Raw genomic sequence first — 15,724 nt, 5'->3', positions numbered from 1 at the left:
ACGAAAACAGGGGGCGATACGCCGTTTTACTTGTACGCGATAAAAATACAATGACCCATGTATTCACTATATAACTGCATGAGCTGATAATGTGTTTGAAGCGTATCGTAATAGATGGGATCAATCGTTTGCGATAAATCCATTTCTGTGGTTGGTTCAAATTCCATGTCTTCCGGAAGAAGTGTCATCGCTTCTGTTTTTTGAAAGCCATAGGATCTAAGGAGTTTATGCCATTCGCTTTCTTCATGTAAGCAAGTAAATCCGTAAAAATCCATCATTTGCTTCTTTTCTGCAGGGGGCATCGGTTTTTTTAAAGCAGCTTCGATACCAATCAGCATCCCGCCGGGTTTTAAAACTCTTGAAATTTCTTGAAGAGAGGATGTCAGGCGTGAAAAACTGAGGACCGATTCTGACAGGACGCAGGAAAAGGACTCAGAAGAAAACGGGAGATGTTCCAGCTCCGCCTGATATGCAGGGATGGCAAGCCCTTCATTCGCAAATCTTTTTTTCGCTTTCTCAAGCATAATAGGATCTTTATCAACGACTGTTACAGGATACAGCAAATGTCCTAAATAAGCCGCCGTTTGCCCTGTTCCGCATCCGGCATCAAGAATCGGCTGATTTGGAGAGGGTGCAGCCTTTTGCAAGACCGCTTTTGAAAAAGCCAGCCCGCCTGGGTGCGCCCCTGCGACACCGAATAAGGACAGCATTTCTAAATATCGGCTCAATATCGAATCCTCCTTTTTCCTTATCATATGTCGTATAAAGACATAGGTTTATGAAAAGCAAAAGAAGGGCGGTTCTCTTTCATTTCTGCTCCGAGTTGACGAATAAGAATTCGTCCATGATAATAATGTAAGAAGAAAAAGGTGGTGTTTAATTGAAACGGCAATTAAAACTGTTTTTTATTGTGCTGATCACTGCAGTTGTCGCTTCGGCGCTTACTTTATTTATTACGGGCAATTCCAGTATCCTGGGCCAAAAATCAACAAGCACAGGAGACAGCAAGTTCGACAAATTAAATAAAGCGTATGAGCAAATCAAAAGTGATTATTACCAAAAAACAGATGATGACAAATTAGTAGACGGAGCAATTAAAGGAATGATTCAATCACTGGATGATCCGTATTCTACATATATGGATCAAGAGCAAGCGAAATCATTCGACGAGACGATTTCAGCATCTTTTGAAGGAATCGGAGCCCAAGTAGAGGAGAAAGACGGAGAAATCCTTATTGTATCCCCAATTAAAGGTTCACCTGCTGAAAAAGCCGGTATCAAACCGAGGGACCAAATCATTAAGGTAAATGGAAAAAGCGTAAAAGGAATGAATGTAAATGAAGCCGTCGCTTTAATCCGAGGCAAAAAGGGCACAAAGGTGAAGCTTGAACTGAACAGAGCGGGAGTGGGGAATATCGATCTTTCCATTAAGCGCGATACCATTCCTGTAGAGACTGTCTATTCAGAGATGAAAGACAACAACATTGGAGAAATTCAAATCACTTCTTTCTCTGAAACAACAGCTAAAGAACTGACAGATGCGATTGACAGTTTAGAGAAAAAAGGCGCCAAAGGCTATATTTTAGACTTGAGAGGCAACCCGGGCGGCTTAATGGAACAGGCGATTACGATGAGCAACCTGTTCATTGATAAAGGGAAAAACATCATGCAGGTTGAATACAAAAACGGTTCAAAAGAAGTCATGAAGGCCGAAAAAGAACGGAAAGTGACCAAGCCGACCGTCGTTTTAGTAAATGACGGTACAGCAAGCGCAGCCGAGATTATGGCCGCTGCCCTTCATGAATCGTCAGACGTACCGTTAATCGGCGAGACGACATTCGGCAAAGGTACAGTACAAACGGCAAAAGAATATGATGATGGCTCTACCGTCAAACTGACAGTTGCCAAATGGCTGACTGCTGACGGCGAATGGATTCACAAAAAAGGCATCAAGCCTCAAGTGAAAGCAGAGCTGCCTGATTACGCGAAGCTGCCGTATTTGGACGCAGATAAAACGTACAAATCAGGTGATACAGGCACAAACGTCAAAGTGGCTCAGAAAATGCTCAAAGCACTTGGTTACAAGGTAAAGGTTAACAGTACGTATGACCAGGATTTTGTATCTGTCGTCAAACAGTTCCAGAAAAAAGAGAAGCTGAATGAAACAGGCATACTGACTGGCGATACAACAACGAAATTAATGATAGAACTTCAAAAGAAGCTGTCTGATAATGATACGCAAATGGAAAAGGCAATTGAAACACTGAAAAAAGAAATGTAAAAAAAACCATACGCGGCTGCCGCGTATGGTTTTTTTATGCGCCCTTTTGATTTGGATTAGCGTCTTGTTTTTTGCCAAATAAACCTTCAATGACAGGATTGGATCCCGCGTTTTTAACGAACAGCGGATTCAGGATAACCACAGCGATCATGTTGGCGGCCAATCCCCAGAATCCTTCATAAATGCCATGTGCGGATTGAGTGATATACACAATAAACGTTACCGCTAGGCCGGCTAATAATCCGATAACCGTTGCTTCTTTCGTTTGGTTTTTCCAGAACAGGCTGACAGCAATCGCAGGGAAGATTTGCACCATACCGGATACACCTAATAGCTGAAGTGTCACTAAGGCAGTCGGGAACAGCATTCCAAACAGCAGCGCAAGACCGATGACAACAAAGACCATTGAACGTGTGACGAGGGTCAGCTTGCTTTGCGACACATTCGGATGAATCAAATCCCGGTATAGGTTGTTGGCGAATAAATTCGATGCGCCGATTGCCATAATGGAACAAGGTATTAATGAAGCAAGAGCGATAGTGGCATATGCAAAGCCTTGTGCCACGCCGCCGTAAGATGTTTGAATCAAATGCAGCAGCGCCAGCCTTGGATTTGTATCTTCCGGCAGGACAAGAAAGGCGATAAAGCCAAGAAAAATAACCAATATTAACACGATATTATAAAGCGGCAAAAACATGCTGTTTTTTCTTACTGCATCAGCGCTTTTCGCCGTGAAAACACCTGTAGCGGCATGTGCCCACATAAAAAGTGCCAAAGCGGAAACAATAGATGCTGTGATAAACCAAGGAATGCCTTTTGGCCCTTCTGCAGGTATCGTCAGCATTTGCGGCGCTTCCTTCACTAACGTGTCAATCATTGGCGTCCAGCCGTTAAAATGAATGAGAGGGAGGGACACCACCATAAACAGCATAATGACCCATACTAAAATGTCCTTAATGATGGCTGTATATGTGGGCCCTTTAATCCCGCTGAAGAATGTGTAAAGAGCAACAAGAATAAATGAAATGATCACAACGAATTTTACGTTAATATATCCGGTGCCGGCAACCTGAAGCGTGTCTTGAATGCCGCTCAGCTGAAGGCATATGTACGGAATAAGCATGAGTACCCCAACGATGGCAACGAGGCTTGCCAAAAGCTTACTGTTAAAACGTTCCCGGGCATAATCCGCGAGTGTTGTTAATTTATGAATTTTCGCAACTTTCCAAAGTTTTGGCAAGAAGAAGTAGGCGATAAAGTAGGCCAACACAGAATAAGGAATGGCGAAAAATGCAACACTTCCGCCTGTAAAAGCAGTACTGGTCAACCCTAAGAAAGTATAGGCCGTATAAAGGTCAGCGCCTACTAAAAACCAGACGAGAAGACCGCCGAAGCGTCTGCCGCCGACAGACCATTCTTCCACAGAAGTGCGTGAGGATTTGTCTCTTCCGGCGAGAAAGCCGATACAGACAACGGTTAAAACAATAATAGCAGTAATGAGAAGTGCAGTCAGATTCCCTTGCATTATTCAAGTCCTCCATCTTTTTTTTGCATCTGATAAATGCCAAACGAGCATAACGGCGTAACAATAATCCACAGCAGCAGCCAAAAGTGGAAAAACGGCAGGCCGAACATAATCGGTTCTATTCGATTCACAAGCGGCAAAAGCGCGAGCTGAACGAATGGCAAAAGAATGAAAATAACAATAAGTGCTTTTTTAACCATTTACTTTCCTCCTGAAACATGATAATGCTCACTATAATAGCAGTTGTAAGAAAAGATCACAAGATAATTATTAGAAAAAAATGATTTTTTCAATTATTTAATCAAAACACATGGTTTGCATCCTTTTCAATAAAGGTTTAAAATAATAAATATCTTGAAATCGAGATAAATAGGAGTGAGAAAATGAAAACAGAAGGATTGCACCATGTCACAGCATTCGCCAGAGATCCGCAAGAAAACTTGCGATTTTATACAGAAGTGCTTGGGCTCAGGCTCGTTAAAAAAACAGTAAACTTTGATGATCCCGGAACGTATCATTTTTACTTTGGGAATCAAAACGGAGATCCCGGTACAATAATGACCTTTTTTCCGTTCCAAGGAAGCGGACAGGGAACGGTAGGAAAAGGCCAAGCGGGCCGGGTGTACTTTTCAGTTCCCTCAGGCTCCCTGTCTTTTTGGAAGGAGCGTCTTGAGAAAAGCGGGCTGAGCCTAGAGGAAAAAACGTTGTTTGGTGAAAAAGGTCTTATTTTTGATGATACAGAAGACCTTCCGCTGGCGATCATGGAGGATGCGAAAAGCGGCAAAAGCGAGTGGACGCCTGACGGGATCACAACAAATGAAGCAATTACGGGAATGAAAGGTGTGCTGCTATATTCCTACGACCCGCAGGCGACCATACAATTGTTAACGGAAAGCTTTGGATACACCAAAGTGGCCGAAGAAGACCAGATTGTCAGACTGGCAACCTCAGCGGCCGTCGGCGGTGTCATTGATGTCCATTTACACCCTGAAAAAAGAGGAGTCGGAGGATATGGTACGGTACACCATGTAGCGTTTCGGACAAAGAAAAACGAACAGGCGAAATGGCTGCCGATTATTGCTGAAAACCATCTGCCTTCGTCAGAAATTCTCGACAGGGAATACTTTACATCAGTTTATTTCAGGGAGAAAGGCGGTATCTTATTTGAAATTGCCACAGATGAACCGGGCTTTATGACAGATGAAACGTTTTCTGAGCTAGGGACTTCCTTAAAACTGCCTGAATGGCTGGAGAAACATAGACACCAAATTACAGACATTTTACCTGAACTTTAAAAGGGGGAATTTACGATGAAGCATATTTACGAAAAAGGCACATCTGACAACGTACTGCTGCTGCTGCATGGAACAGGCGGTAATGAACACGATCTGCTTTCATTGGGACGGTTTATAGACCCTCATGCCCATTTGCTTGGTGTCAGAGGATCGGTGCTTGAAAATGGAATGCCGCGATTTTTCAAACGCCTGAGTGAAGGTGTCTTTGATGAAAAGGACCTCGTGGAGCGGACAAGAGAATTGAAAGATTTTATCGACGAGGCTGCAGAAATGCATCAATTTGACCGCGGCCGAGTGATTGCAGTCGGTTATTCAAACGGCGCAAATATTGCAGCAAGCCTGCTTTTCCATTATAAAGATGTCTTAAAAGGGGCTATTCTGCATCATCCGATGGTTCCGGTTCGTGGTATCACGCTGCCTGATATGACGGGACTCCCAGTTTTTATCGGTGCCGGGAAATACGATCCTCTCTGCACGAAGGAAGAATCAGAAGAGCTTCACAGCTATTTACGTGACAGCGGGGCATCAGCCTCCGTATTCTGGCAGGATGGGGGCCATCAGCTGACGCAGCATGAAGCTGAACAGGCTCGTGAATGGTACAAATATGCGATTGTATAAAAAAACCTTAGTCCGTATTTCGGACTAAGGTTTTTCATATCCTTACAGCCAAGTTGACACTTTTGAAAGTGATAAGCGGTTGCTTTGATGGGCAGGTTTCAATGCTTTTCCGATTGAAATAAGCATAACCGGAACATAGCGCTCACTGATATCAAATTGCTTTTGGAACTGCTCTTTGTTAAATCCGCCTATTGCGCAAGTGTCATAACCCTTTGCTTTTGCGGCAATCATAAGCTGCATAGCAGCTAAAGAAGCATTTAAGAAAGCAGAATCACGTGCGAATTGCTCGCTTTGGTAGGCGCCGTTAATTTGGCTGAGCAATGTTTGTTTGATTTCATCTGTAATATAGCCTTGGCTTGCCAATTCAGCGTAAACTTCTTCACCGTTTTCATTTGCCTTTAAATCGCCTAAAATAGCGACAACAGCAGAAGACTCAACGATTTGTTTTTGATTATACGCTACAGGAAGAAGCGCCGCTTTTGATTCATCGCTGTGGAATACTGTGAAATGCCAGTGCTGAAGGTTCCAAGCTGAAGGCGCTTTAGCGGCAAGGTCCAATAGCTCAGTCAGCTCTTCCTTAGAGATCGGGGCATTTGTATCATATTCCTTTACAGATGCACGTGCTTTTAAAACATCCAGAGTATTCGTCATAGTGTTTCCTCCTTCGGATAAACGTGGTATGATAATAGAAAAGTTAGAAGCTTACTAAATGTAACTTGAAAGATTATTGTAATGGATCATTGACTACATGTCAATCAATAGATGAAGGGATGAAGACTTGTGGGAAATACAATGTGCCCTAAAATGGAATCCGCTTTTTCATTGCTGGGAAAACGATGGAACGGTCTGATCATCCATGTGCTAATGGATGGGCCGAAACGGTTTAAAGAGATAACGGAAACAATACCGATGATCAGCCAAAAAATGCTTGCGGAACGCCTTAAGGAGCTTGAACAAAACGAGATCGTCCAGCGGCAGGTTCTTCCTGAAACGCCGGTCAAAGTCATCTACACGCTGACTGAAAAAGGAACAGCGCTTCAAGCTGTATTTCAAGAGATGCAGGCATGGGCCGATCAATTTTGCGAGCCTGGTGACACAGTGTGTGAAGAAGAGAAATAAGGAAAGCGGCGTCTGAAAAAGAGCCTTTGTTTCCATGGTGAGTCATGTAAGTACGGTTCGCACCCCGTTTACATGACTTTTTATATTTGTCAGACTGACATTTCCGGATTGGCAAAAGTGTCATGTTCATGGAAATGATCAATAAGTTATAGCATCCAACCTGTTGTAAATGGGGATTATGAGTTATCTTATTATGCAAATCAGCAAAATTTTATATTTTCGGCCAAAACCCAGTCAGCATCCAATTGGCGTTTAAACCGGATCTAATAAGGAGATCCAGGTTTTTCGTATTGCTGGATGCTTCTATACTGATGACTTCCGCATTTATGAAAAAAAGAGAGAGCTTCTTTGGAGCTCTCTCTTTTTTTTTATGGGGAGACGAAATCTTATAGTTTTCCATTCAAAAATTGCGCCTCACCGAGACCGAAACTCCAGTCTGCGTCACCATTCTCAGTAATAGATACCATGAGGTCTTCAGGGGAAATTCCGCATTTTTCTTCTAGCCTTTCAGCAAGCAGAGCATACAATTTTTCCTTTTGGCTTTCGGTTCTTGCTTTGCTTGTCATGCTAATGATGACCAGATCCTTGGTTCTCTGAAACCCTAATCCCGTATCTTGGATTATAAGCTCGTTTGCGGGATGCTGATGGACAATTTGATAACGGTCTCTTTCCGGAACGCCAAACGCTTCAACCATCGCTTGGTGAGCAGTATCTAATAACAATTGCAGCGATTTTTCGTCACGGCCTTCAATTACATCAAAACGCAATAATGGCATGTGTACTCCTCCTCTTGTGAAGTTGTTATCCGTCTGTTCTCATATTGTCTCATTTGCTTCCAGACAATGGAGAGATATAATGATTGGCAGTCAACTTTAAAAAACATAACATATAACCAAAAGTTAATCAACATATAACTAATAAATCATTGGGTTAGGCGGTAGGTAATCGAGACAAGCTCATAAAAACGATTGACAGTCATTGATTAGGAGATTAGTATGAACATATTAGTTGATCAAAAGATAACAATCATATAACCAAGACGTTTTTAGTTATTAATGAAAGCGCTTTCTGTTCATCTAGGCATGAAAAGCGCCAAAACATTGTCGCGAGAATCATATAAAACACTTTTGGAGGGGTACCATGCCGATTTTAATTGTAGCTGTCGGAGTGCTGATTCTGTTATTTCTCATTATTAAAGTAAAATTAAATACCTTTGTCTCACTGATTGTCGTTTCATTTTTAGTAGCCATCGGACTTGGAATGGATATCAATAAAATTGTTCTTTCAATTGAGGTTGGAATTGGCGGGCAGCTGGGGCATTTAGCTTTAGTGTTTGGACTTGGCGCGATGCTCGGGAGGCTTGTCTCAGATGCTGGGGGCGGCTACCGGATTGCCATTACGCTGATTGACAAATTCGGGAAGGAACGAATACAGGCGGCGGTTGTGGTTGCCTCTTTTATCATCGGTATTGCGCTGTTTTTTGAAGTCGGTCTTGTTCTGTTGATACCGATTGTATACGCGATTGCTAAAGAATTAAAAATGCCTTTTCTGTATCTGGGAATCCCGATGGCCGCCGCCTTAAATGTTACTCACGGATTTTTGCCCCCGCATCCTGCTCCAACTGCTATCTCAGTTGCATACGGTGCCCATATTGGCCAGGTGCTGCTTTTGGGAATCATCATCGCTGTTCCGACAACTATGATTGCCGGGCCTTTATTTAATAAATTTGCGATGAAACGGTTTCCTGGTGCGTATCAAAAGCATGGAAACTTATCGGGGTTAGGACCGAGGAAAGAATTTCAGCTGGATGAAACACCGGGCTTTGCGATCAGTGCTGTCACGTCTTTATTCCCGGTTATCTTTATGGCAATGGCAACAGTTTTTTCTTTATTATTGAGTGAACATTCAAAAGGAAAAGACATTATAGAATTTATCGGCACTCCGGGAACGGCAATGCTCATTTCGCTGTTGCTTGCACTCTATACGATGGGATATGCCCGTAAAATATCTATGCAGGAAATCAGCAGATCTATTTCAGAATCAATTTCCCAAATTGCGATGATGCTGCTCATCATAGGAGGGGGAGGAGCGTTTAAACAGGTGCTGATTGACGGCGGGGTCGGCGATTATGTCGCTGATTTTTTCCGTCAAACAAACATGTCGCCGCTATTCGTTGCATGGACCATCGCCGCGGTTCTGCGTCTGTGTCTAGGCTCTGCTACCGTGGCTGCGCTTACCACAGCGGGAATGGCAGCTCCGCTTATGGAGGCTGGCAGTGTAAACCCCGCGTTAATGGTGCTTGCAACAGGAGCCGGCAGTGTCATTGCGTGTCATGTAAATGATGCAGGATTTTGGATGGTAAAGGAATTTTTCGGCTTGAGCATGAAAGAAACATTTCAAACTTGGACGCTGCTTACAACAGTTCTTTCGGTTACAGGACTCGGCTGTGTGTTATTGGCAGGGCTTGTGATGTAACAATCATAGACAGTCCGTAGCCCAATCGTTTTTCTTCCTTGCTGAATACTTTACGTATAGGCAGACATAAAGGAGGAAAAAATCATGTACCCTCATCATTCGTATTTACGCGGAATCCCAGGTCCAGCCGGATATCCGGCGCGTAGTCCTTTTTTGTTTGGCGCTCCTCTAGTCGGCGGTTTATTAGGCGGTTTTCTCGGGAGTGCGCTGTTTAACTATTCTCGTCCCTATGCCTATCCTCCTGGCCCTTATGGATATGGAGGCGGACCGTACGGTTTTGGTGCCGGCGTGCCATACGGGGGATATCCCGGCTTCTATTAATAAAAAACGGCCTGCATCGATTGCAGGCCGTTTTTTATCGGATGATTTCTACCTCGGACATATTGTAGTCTTGCTGCTTTTGAAACATGACTTCCAGAAGGCCATCCTTATAGACGGCTTTTGTTCCTTTGCGTTTGACTAAACAAGGAAGGTTTACTTTTTTCGGATGATCTGCTCTTGGGAAGTTTTCCAACCATAATTCGTGAGATGTGTGTTTGATTCTCACTTGTTCCAGCCATTCTTCGCTGATTGGCACCTTTACAAACACATGGTCTGCTGTTTCGAATATATCAATATCAGGTTTGATATCAGGTTTTGCATCAGGTTTGGCGGGATGTTCTTTTTGGGGGAGAGGATCGCGGAAAGGAAATTGAGCCGCATAATCACTGCCGAACACACTTTCCATCACACGATTGACATACGTTTCAACTTCTTTCGGATCAGCTTTTTTTAATGCTTCTTTAGAAAATTGATTGTGGAAAGGAAAGTACTTGTTCCACTCAAACATTGTCTTCACATCCTTTCTTCACGGACAAAATAGTATATGCCCGCCAGATCTTTCACGTGATATAATATAAGATGCTCTAAAGAAAGGCAGGGATATAAATGCAATATTCAGAAACAAAAAAAGGCGTTATTTACACAGCCGTTTCCTTTATCATGTGGGGCCTGTTTCCGCTCTATTGGAAGCTTCTCGAACAGCTGCCGGCTCTTGATATTTTGGCTCATCGTATTATATGGTCTTTTGTTTTTATGTGTATCGTACTTTTTTTCTTGCGGAAATGGAAAATAGGATGGCAGGAGCTGCGCTCTCTGAAAAAGAACGGAGGGATCCTCTCTTTATTTCTTGCTTCTATCCTGATTTCGATCAACTGGTTTGTATACATATGGGCTGTCAACCATGGCTTTTTGCTTGAGGCTAGTCTTGGCTATTACATTAATCCGCTTGTATCAGTGCTCCTTGGGATTTTATTTTTAAAGGAAAAACTGAATCGCCTGCAATTAGTGGCCGTTTCGATTGCGGCAGCCGGTGTCATCATCTCGGCGTTCCAATACGGCTCCATTCCTTATGTTGCGCTTCTGCTCGCATTCAGCTTTGGGCTGTACGGGTTAAGCAAAAAAAGAACAAGCCTGCCGAGCGCCATCGGTTTAACGCTGGAAACATTCATGATTATGCCCATTGCATTGGGGTATTTGCTGTTCAGCGGACATGTTCAGCCAGCGGGTGCAGAAAGCGGAGGGACGTGGCTGCTTCTCTTTTTGGCCGGTGTGTTTACGGCTTTGCCGCTCTTATTGTTTGCGGAAGGAGCGAAACGGCTGCCGCTGTATCAAGTCGGTATCTTACAATATATTGCGCCGACCATTACCCTGCTGATCGGGCTGTTTGTTTACCATGAGCCATTTTCAAGCTCGAAGGCTTTTACATTCAGCTGTATATGGGCTGCGCTGCTCTTGTTTACGTTTTCACAAGTGAAGTGGAAACGGGCGTCAAAAAGCCATTGAGGCCTTTGGCTTTTCAGCTGATGCATATATTATGTATAATCATTTCATGTATGTAAGACATAAAGGAGCAAGACGATGGACAATGATAAAGAGATAGTGAAAGCCTATGCTTCACTTTGGAATAACCGATCTCTCGCACATGATGACGCAGAAGCGGTAGCAGAGGCGATTGATCTTGAGCTCTTGGATAAACGAACACATCCAAGACTCCGAAAACCGATGCTGGAAAAATATTTTGCCGCGATTCAGCGCATTGTGAATTCACAGCTCGAACCGGCTGTGAAATATCAGCTGGTCAAATTACATACAGAACGTGCAGAGTATTTAAAAGAAGAAAGAGGGGAGCAATCATGAAAGCGATCATAAAAGAAGATGTGCAAGCATCTTTAGAACGATATGCGGACCGCCCTGTATATATCCATTTAGAAACCACCACAGGTTCTTATTCAGCGCACTTAAATGAAAAGAACATGACGGTTGTTGCGTATATTCGCAATGCAAAAGTTACTTATCATCAGGCAAAAATCAAAGGCAACGGGCCTTACCGCGTTGGCTTGAAAACAGAAGAAGGCTGGATTTATGCTGAAGGCTTGACTGAATACACGGTAGATGAAGAAAACCGTTTATTAATGGCGGGACACCTGCCGGGCGGTAAACTGGCTATTTCTCTGCAAATCAGCGAAAAACCGTTCACAGTTTAAAGAAAAGGGTGAATATTAATGAAAGAACATGTACTAGTAATCCTGCCTCACCCTGATGATGAATCATATGGAGTGGCAGGCCTCATTGCCTTAAACAGAAAAAAAGACATTCCCGTTACGTATGCCTGCGCCACTTTAGGTGAAATGGGCAGAAATATGGGCGATCCATTTTTCGCGAATCGGGAAACGTTGCCGCTGCTAAGAAAACAAGAGCTCATCAATGCTTGCAAAGAAATGGATATCAATGACCTTCGTATGCTTGGACTCCGTGACAAAACGCTCGAATTTGAAGACGATGAGTATTTAGCTGATATCATGGAAGAGATCATAGATGATGTAAAACCAAGTTTAATTGTCACATTTTATCCCGGACACGGTGTGCACCCTGACCATGATGCATGCGGGGAAGCGGTTATCCGTGCATTATATCGCAAAAAGAAAGAAGACCGTCCGCGTACAATCTGCATGGCCATTACCCGCAACAGAGAAGAGGTTCTCGGCGAAGCTGATGTCGTGCTTGATATCAAAGAAGTAGCTGATATTAAAATGAATGCGTTAAGAGCTCACCGCACACAAACAGAAGGCATGCTCAGAGAGCTTGAAGAGAAATTGAAAAATAATGAACCTGTTATGGCAACATGGTTTGAAGAAGAAATATATTGGACGTATCAATGGAATGATTAATCAAAAAGGTATAAGGCCTTAAGCCTTATACCTTTTTTAATTTTAAGTCCGATGCAATTGCTGAAGCGAGAGTGGATCTCAAGGAAATACCTTCGAAAGACAAACCTAGCTGAACCGCTGTTTGCGCGATTTCCGGACGGATTCCAGACAAAGTTGAAGAAACACCGATTAAACGAAGCGCCTCAATCAGACTGAACAGCTGATGGGCAACCATCGTATCAATCACAGCTACTCCTGACAAATCAATATACAGTTGTGTCACCTTTTTTTTCGCACATTGATGCAGTGTGTTTTCCATAATCAGCTTGGCGCGGACTGTATCAATATCTCCGATTAAAGGTAGCAGTCCGACGCTGTGAAACAGCACGATGACCGGAGCGCTCAATTCAGTAATCATATCTTTTTGGGCCTGAAGCTGAAGGCTTGTGTTTTTGTACATTTCTTCTATAAAAATATGAATCACAAGATCAAACGCTTTTATAAGGGCGTGATACAGGTCTTCGGCTTCTTCGCTTTTCACAGTATCCTGATTGAGATGGACAAATTCTTTCACATAGGAAACATATAAATCTCTCACTCTGACAAACTCCCGAATAATATAGTGGATAGGAGTTTTTAAATGCTCTTGATCCTGTGTGACTTCAAAGGCCCATTCTTTCAGTATAGGCAAGTATACGTCCTCATCATCTATAAAAATACGGTTTATTTTATAGTTAAAGGCAAGATTCTGGCTCTTTAAATTGTGAATGACAACAGGGTCTGTTGAGGCATAAATGGAATTGGGATCAGTCTCCTCGATTGTTTCATACCATGTTGAACTGATGGTTTCCGCATGCTGGGAAAGATACTCGAATAATTTTTTGTTTTTTGCCATGATTGATCACCTCTTTTAAATGTGTTGTTTTTGCGAATAACGTTTTTGCAGTTTTGCCAGCCTGAAAAACAGCCCAACTGCTCCGGCGGCGAGTCCCGCTATTAATCCAATCCAATAGCCGAATGCACCGAGGCTTGTAAACGTACCGACCATATAACCGACCGGAAGGCCAATGACCCAGTAAGAGACAAAAGCGGCCGCAAGCGTATAGTTCACATCTTTGTACCCTCTGAGTGCTCCCTGGATCGGTGCGGCAACAGCATCGGAAAGCTGAAAAAATAGCGCATAAATTAAAAAGTGCTGTGTCAGCCGGAGCACATCGGGGTCAGAAGTGTACATGCCCGCAATTTGCTCTCTGAATAAAAGGATACAGGCGGCAGTGAACAAAGAAAAGCCGATCGCCATCATGATGCCGATTAAGCTATATGAGCGTGCATCCTTAAAACGGGCTGCACCCGCTTCAAATCCGACAACAATTGTTAGAGCCATGGACACGCTAAGCGGCAGCATATATAAAAGAGACGCAAAATTCATGGCTGCCTGGTGGGACGCGATGGTCACTGTATGAAAATGGCTCATTAGAAGCGTGACAGCTGCGAAAATGCTCGTTTCAAAAAACACGGCGAACCCAATAGGCAGCCCGATTTTGAGCAAATTTTTGCATGCTTTCCAAGAGAACTTATACATGGTAAGAAAAATCCCGTATTCAGAAAACGGTGCGTTTTTATGAATAATGAAAAAACTGATGATGCAGATACACCAGTAAGTTAACGCGGATGCCAGTCCCGCGCCTACACCTCCAAGTGCCGGCATTCCGAACTTCCCGAAGATAAATACATAATTCAATACAAAATTGATTGGAAGAGAACTGAGTGTAATCATCATGGTGACTCTCGTTTTTCCTAATGAGTCGATGAATGATCTCAACACGGTGTAAACAAATAAAGGGAAAATTCCCAGTGATAAAAAGCCTAAAAAGTGTTTAGCAATCTGATGCACGTGAATATCAAGGTTCAATCGGCCAAGAATAAGGTCAACTGCAGCATATCCAATCACTAAAACGGCGATGCTAAGAAGCGCGGCTACGTATACAGCTTGTAAAACAGTAAAGGGAATCTTCTGTTTTTTCTCTGCACCTAATAACTGAGCGACAATCGGGGTGACCGCCATTAATATACCTGCAAGTCCTGTGTAAACAGGGGTCCAAAGGCTTGAGCCAATGGCGACACCAGCTAAATCAGCGGGGCTGACTTTCCCTGACATCACAGTATCTAGAAAAGTGATCAGAGAAAGCCCCGCTTGGGTAATGAATATCGGTATTAAAATGTGCAAGAGCTGTTTGATTTTTTCCCGGGCGTTTTGAGTTTCTTTCATACATTGATCTCCGTTTCTTTTTCATAACGAGAGAAATTATAACATTTTATGTATAAAAAGCAATGAACGCCGGGCCTATTCTTTTTTTGTCGGTTTCGTTTTTCTAAACATTTGGGCATAAATAAAAGAAAGCGAAATCACGCCTAAAAAGGTGCAAATATACTGAATGATTCTTTCGATTTCCATTCTTTACATCCCTCCTTTACCAATAGAATGTGCATCAATAAGATAAGCATTCGTGAAAAGTTGGAAATTTGAACAGGAGATGAAGGCTATGCGCTATGAGCAGATATCAGAAAATGCGTTCAAGGGGAAAATACAGGTGTACTTAGAGCAAATATTAGGTGATGCATCTCTAATCTTGAAAACGCTTCACGAAAAAGACCAGTGTCTCCTTTGTGAATTAGATGATTTGGGGCACGTTTTTCAGGACATGCAGGGGATTGCATCCTCCTTTTATTTGCAATCATACATTGAGGAATTTACGCCGGCATTTATTGAGCTGGCCAAGGCGATTAAAGCCTTATCGGAACATAAGCATGGAGCTTTAATTGTGATTGAAAGAGCAGACCCGGTTGAACGTTTTATTCAAAAAGGCACCTCCCTACACGCCGAGATCAGCTCTTCATTAATTGAAAGCATCTTTTTTCCCGGAAACCCTCTTCATGACGGCGCTTTATTAGTGAGGGAAAACAAACTCGTGTCAGCAGCCAATGTGCTCCCGCTGACGACGAAGGAAGTGGATATCCATTTGGGAACCCGGCACCGGGCGGCTCTCGGTATGTCGGGCTATACGGATGCACTGGTGCTCGTGGTTTCAGAGGAAACAGGGAAGATGTCGTTTGCCAAAGACGGTGTATTATATCCGTTAATTTCACCAAGAACGTAAAAATAATAAAAAGGGCCTGATTAAGAATCCTATCATGAGACAAAATGACTGAATTCGCATCTTTA

General features: G+C 43.1%; 19 protein-coding genes. 11 read left to right on the top strand and 8 right to left on the bottom strand.

Going from position 1 to position 15,724, the window contains the following annotated elements; genetic code table 11:
- Positions 1-26: 26 nt before the first annotated feature.
- On the bottom strand, positions 27-728 hold the full coding sequence (locus ACZ07B_RS00685) for a class I SAM-dependent methyltransferase (RefSeq protein WP_014480045.1): 702 nt from the start codon (positions 726-728) through the stop codon (positions 27-29).
- Between the two features lie 152 nt (positions 729-880).
- Here ACZ07B_RS00685 and ctpA point away from each other — a divergent pair, with 152 nt between their 5' ends.
- Positions 881-2,281, top strand: a complete 1,401-nt coding sequence (gene ctpA, locus ACZ07B_RS00680; protein WP_464876755.1) for a carboxy-terminal processing protease CtpA — start codon at positions 881-883, stop codon at positions 2,279-2,281.
- A gap of 34 nt (positions 2,282-2,315) precedes the next feature.
- Here ctpA and ACZ07B_RS00675 read toward each other — a convergent pair whose 3' ends face one another.
- Together ACZ07B_RS00675 and ACZ07B_RS00670 are read right to left on the bottom strand one after the other, a co-directional pair.
- Complete coding sequence (locus tag ACZ07B_RS00675; protein WP_015714110.1) at positions 2,316-3,806, bottom strand: sodium:solute symporter family protein; 1,491 nt, start codon at positions 3,804-3,806, stop codon at positions 2,316-2,318.
- The gene (locus ACZ07B_RS00670) at positions 3,806-4,006 is read right to left on the bottom strand and encodes a DUF3311 domain-containing protein (RefSeq protein WP_464876754.1); all 201 of its coding nucleotides are present in this window, start codon (positions 4,004-4,006) and stop codon (positions 3,806-3,808) included. The genes ACZ07B_RS00675 and ACZ07B_RS00670 overlap by 1 nt, the downstream gene beginning before the upstream one ends.
- Positions 4,007-4,189: 183 nt before the next feature.
- Between ACZ07B_RS00670 and ACZ07B_RS00665 the strand changes: the two genes are divergently transcribed.
- Positions 4,190-5,101, top strand: a complete 912-nt coding sequence (locus tag ACZ07B_RS00665) for a ring-cleaving dioxygenase (protein WP_029318029.1) — start codon at positions 4,190-4,192, stop codon at positions 5,099-5,101.
- 15 nt (positions 5,102-5,116) lie between these two features.
- Positions 5,117-5,719 (top strand): alpha/beta hydrolase, encoded by a 603-nt coding sequence (locus ACZ07B_RS00660; protein WP_464876753.1) that lies wholly within the window; start codon positions 5,117-5,119, stop codon positions 5,717-5,719.
- A 42-nt stretch (positions 5,720-5,761) separates the two neighbouring features.
- On the opposite strand, the gene ACZ07B_RS00655 is transcribed toward ACZ07B_RS00660, so the two are convergent.
- Complete coding sequence (locus ACZ07B_RS00655) at positions 5,762-6,370, bottom strand: nitroreductase family protein (RefSeq protein WP_084991922.1); 609 nt, start codon at positions 6,368-6,370, stop codon at positions 5,762-5,764.
- 129 nt (positions 6,371-6,499) lie between these two features.
- On the opposite strand from ACZ07B_RS00655, the gene yodB reads away from it, so the two are divergent.
- Positions 6,500-6,838 carry a transcriptional regulator YodB gene (gene yodB, locus ACZ07B_RS00650; RefSeq protein ID WP_464876752.1) on the top strand — a complete coding sequence of 113 codons (339 nt, stop codon included), beginning with the start codon at positions 6,500-6,502 and terminating at the stop codon, positions 6,836-6,838.
- A gap of 386 nt (positions 6,839-7,224) precedes the next feature.
- On the opposite strand, the gene ACZ07B_RS00645 is transcribed toward yodB, so the two are convergent.
- Positions 7,225-7,614 (bottom strand): tautomerase family protein, encoded by a 390-nt coding sequence (locus ACZ07B_RS00645; protein ID WP_014477090.1) that lies wholly within the window; start codon positions 7,612-7,614, stop codon positions 7,225-7,227.
- A 364-nt stretch (positions 7,615-7,978) separates the two neighbouring features.
- Between ACZ07B_RS00645 and ACZ07B_RS00640 the strand changes: the two genes are divergently transcribed.
- Together ACZ07B_RS00640 and ACZ07B_RS00635 are read left to right on the top strand one after the other, a co-directional pair.
- Positions 7,979-9,313: a gluconate:H+ symporter gene (locus ACZ07B_RS00640; protein WP_134157061.1), complete on the top strand. Its 1,335-nt coding sequence runs from the start codon at positions 7,979-7,981 to the stop codon at positions 9,311-9,313.
- An 84-nt stretch (positions 9,314-9,397) separates the two neighbouring features.
- Positions 9,398-9,634 carry a hypothetical protein gene (locus tag ACZ07B_RS00635; RefSeq protein ID WP_004399366.1) on the top strand — a complete coding sequence of 79 codons (237 nt, stop codon included), beginning with the start codon at positions 9,398-9,400 and terminating at the stop codon, positions 9,632-9,634.
- A gap of 34 nt (positions 9,635-9,668) precedes the next feature.
- Here the strand turns inward: ACZ07B_RS00635 and ACZ07B_RS00630 are convergent, their stop codons facing one another.
- The gene (locus ACZ07B_RS00630) at positions 9,669-10,142 is read right to left on the bottom strand and encodes an Hsp20/alpha crystallin family protein (protein ID WP_217003129.1); all 474 of its coding nucleotides are present in this window, start codon (positions 10,140-10,142) and stop codon (positions 9,669-9,671) included.
- Positions 10,143-10,240: 98 nt separating this feature from the next.
- Here ACZ07B_RS00630 and rarD point away from each other — a divergent pair, with 98 nt between their 5' ends.
- The 4 genes from rarD to bshB2 all read left to right on the top strand — a co-directional run bounded on the left by rarD (position 10,241) and on the right by bshB2 (position 12,522).
- Entirely contained in the window at positions 10,241-11,137 is an 897-nt protein-coding gene (gene rarD, locus ACZ07B_RS00625; RefSeq protein ID WP_042976059.1) for an EamA family transporter RarD, read from the top strand.
- 75 nt (positions 11,138-11,212) lie between these two features.
- The gene (locus tag ACZ07B_RS00620; protein ID WP_003231211.1) at positions 11,213-11,491 is read left to right on the top strand and encodes a hypothetical protein; all 279 of its coding nucleotides are present in this window, start codon (positions 11,213-11,215) and stop codon (positions 11,489-11,491) included.
- Positions 11,488-11,838 (top strand): YojF family protein, encoded by a 351-nt coding sequence (locus tag ACZ07B_RS00615; protein WP_003231213.1) that lies wholly within the window; start codon positions 11,488-11,490, stop codon positions 11,836-11,838. The genes ACZ07B_RS00620 and ACZ07B_RS00615 overlap by 4 nt, the downstream gene beginning before the upstream one ends.
- Positions 11,839-11,856: 18 nt before the next feature.
- Positions 11,857-12,522, top strand: a complete 666-nt coding sequence (gene bshB2 / locus ACZ07B_RS00610; RefSeq protein ID WP_003231215.1) for a bacillithiol biosynthesis deacetylase BshB2 — start codon at positions 11,857-11,859, stop codon at positions 12,520-12,522.
- Positions 12,523-12,547: 25 nt separating this feature from the next.
- Here bshB2 and rsbRC read toward each other — a convergent pair whose 3' ends face one another.
- On the bottom strand, positions 12,548-13,396 hold the full coding sequence (gene rsbRC / locus ACZ07B_RS00605) for an RsbT co-antagonist RsbRC (RefSeq protein WP_014480032.1): 849 nt from the start codon (positions 13,394-13,396) through the stop codon (positions 12,548-12,550).
- Between the two features lie 15 nt (positions 13,397-13,411).
- A complete protein-coding gene (locus ACZ07B_RS00600; protein WP_003231218.1) occupies positions 13,412-14,770 on the bottom strand; it encodes an MATE family efflux transporter in 1,359 nt (452 codons plus the stop codon).
- Between the two features lie 265 nt (positions 14,771-15,035).
- On the opposite strand from ACZ07B_RS00600, the gene cdaS reads away from it, so the two are divergent.
- A complete protein-coding gene (cdaS, locus tag ACZ07B_RS00595) occupies positions 15,036-15,659 on the top strand; it encodes a cyclic di-AMP synthase CdaS (RefSeq protein ID WP_010886531.1) in 624 nt (207 codons plus the stop codon).
- Positions 15,660-15,724 lie beyond the last annotated feature (65 nt).

This window comes from Bacillus sp. 9.4 (assembly GCF_055486415.1).
The sequence above is the reverse complement of the archived record's forward strand: the minus strand, read 5'-3'. Positions and strand labels throughout refer to the sequence as shown.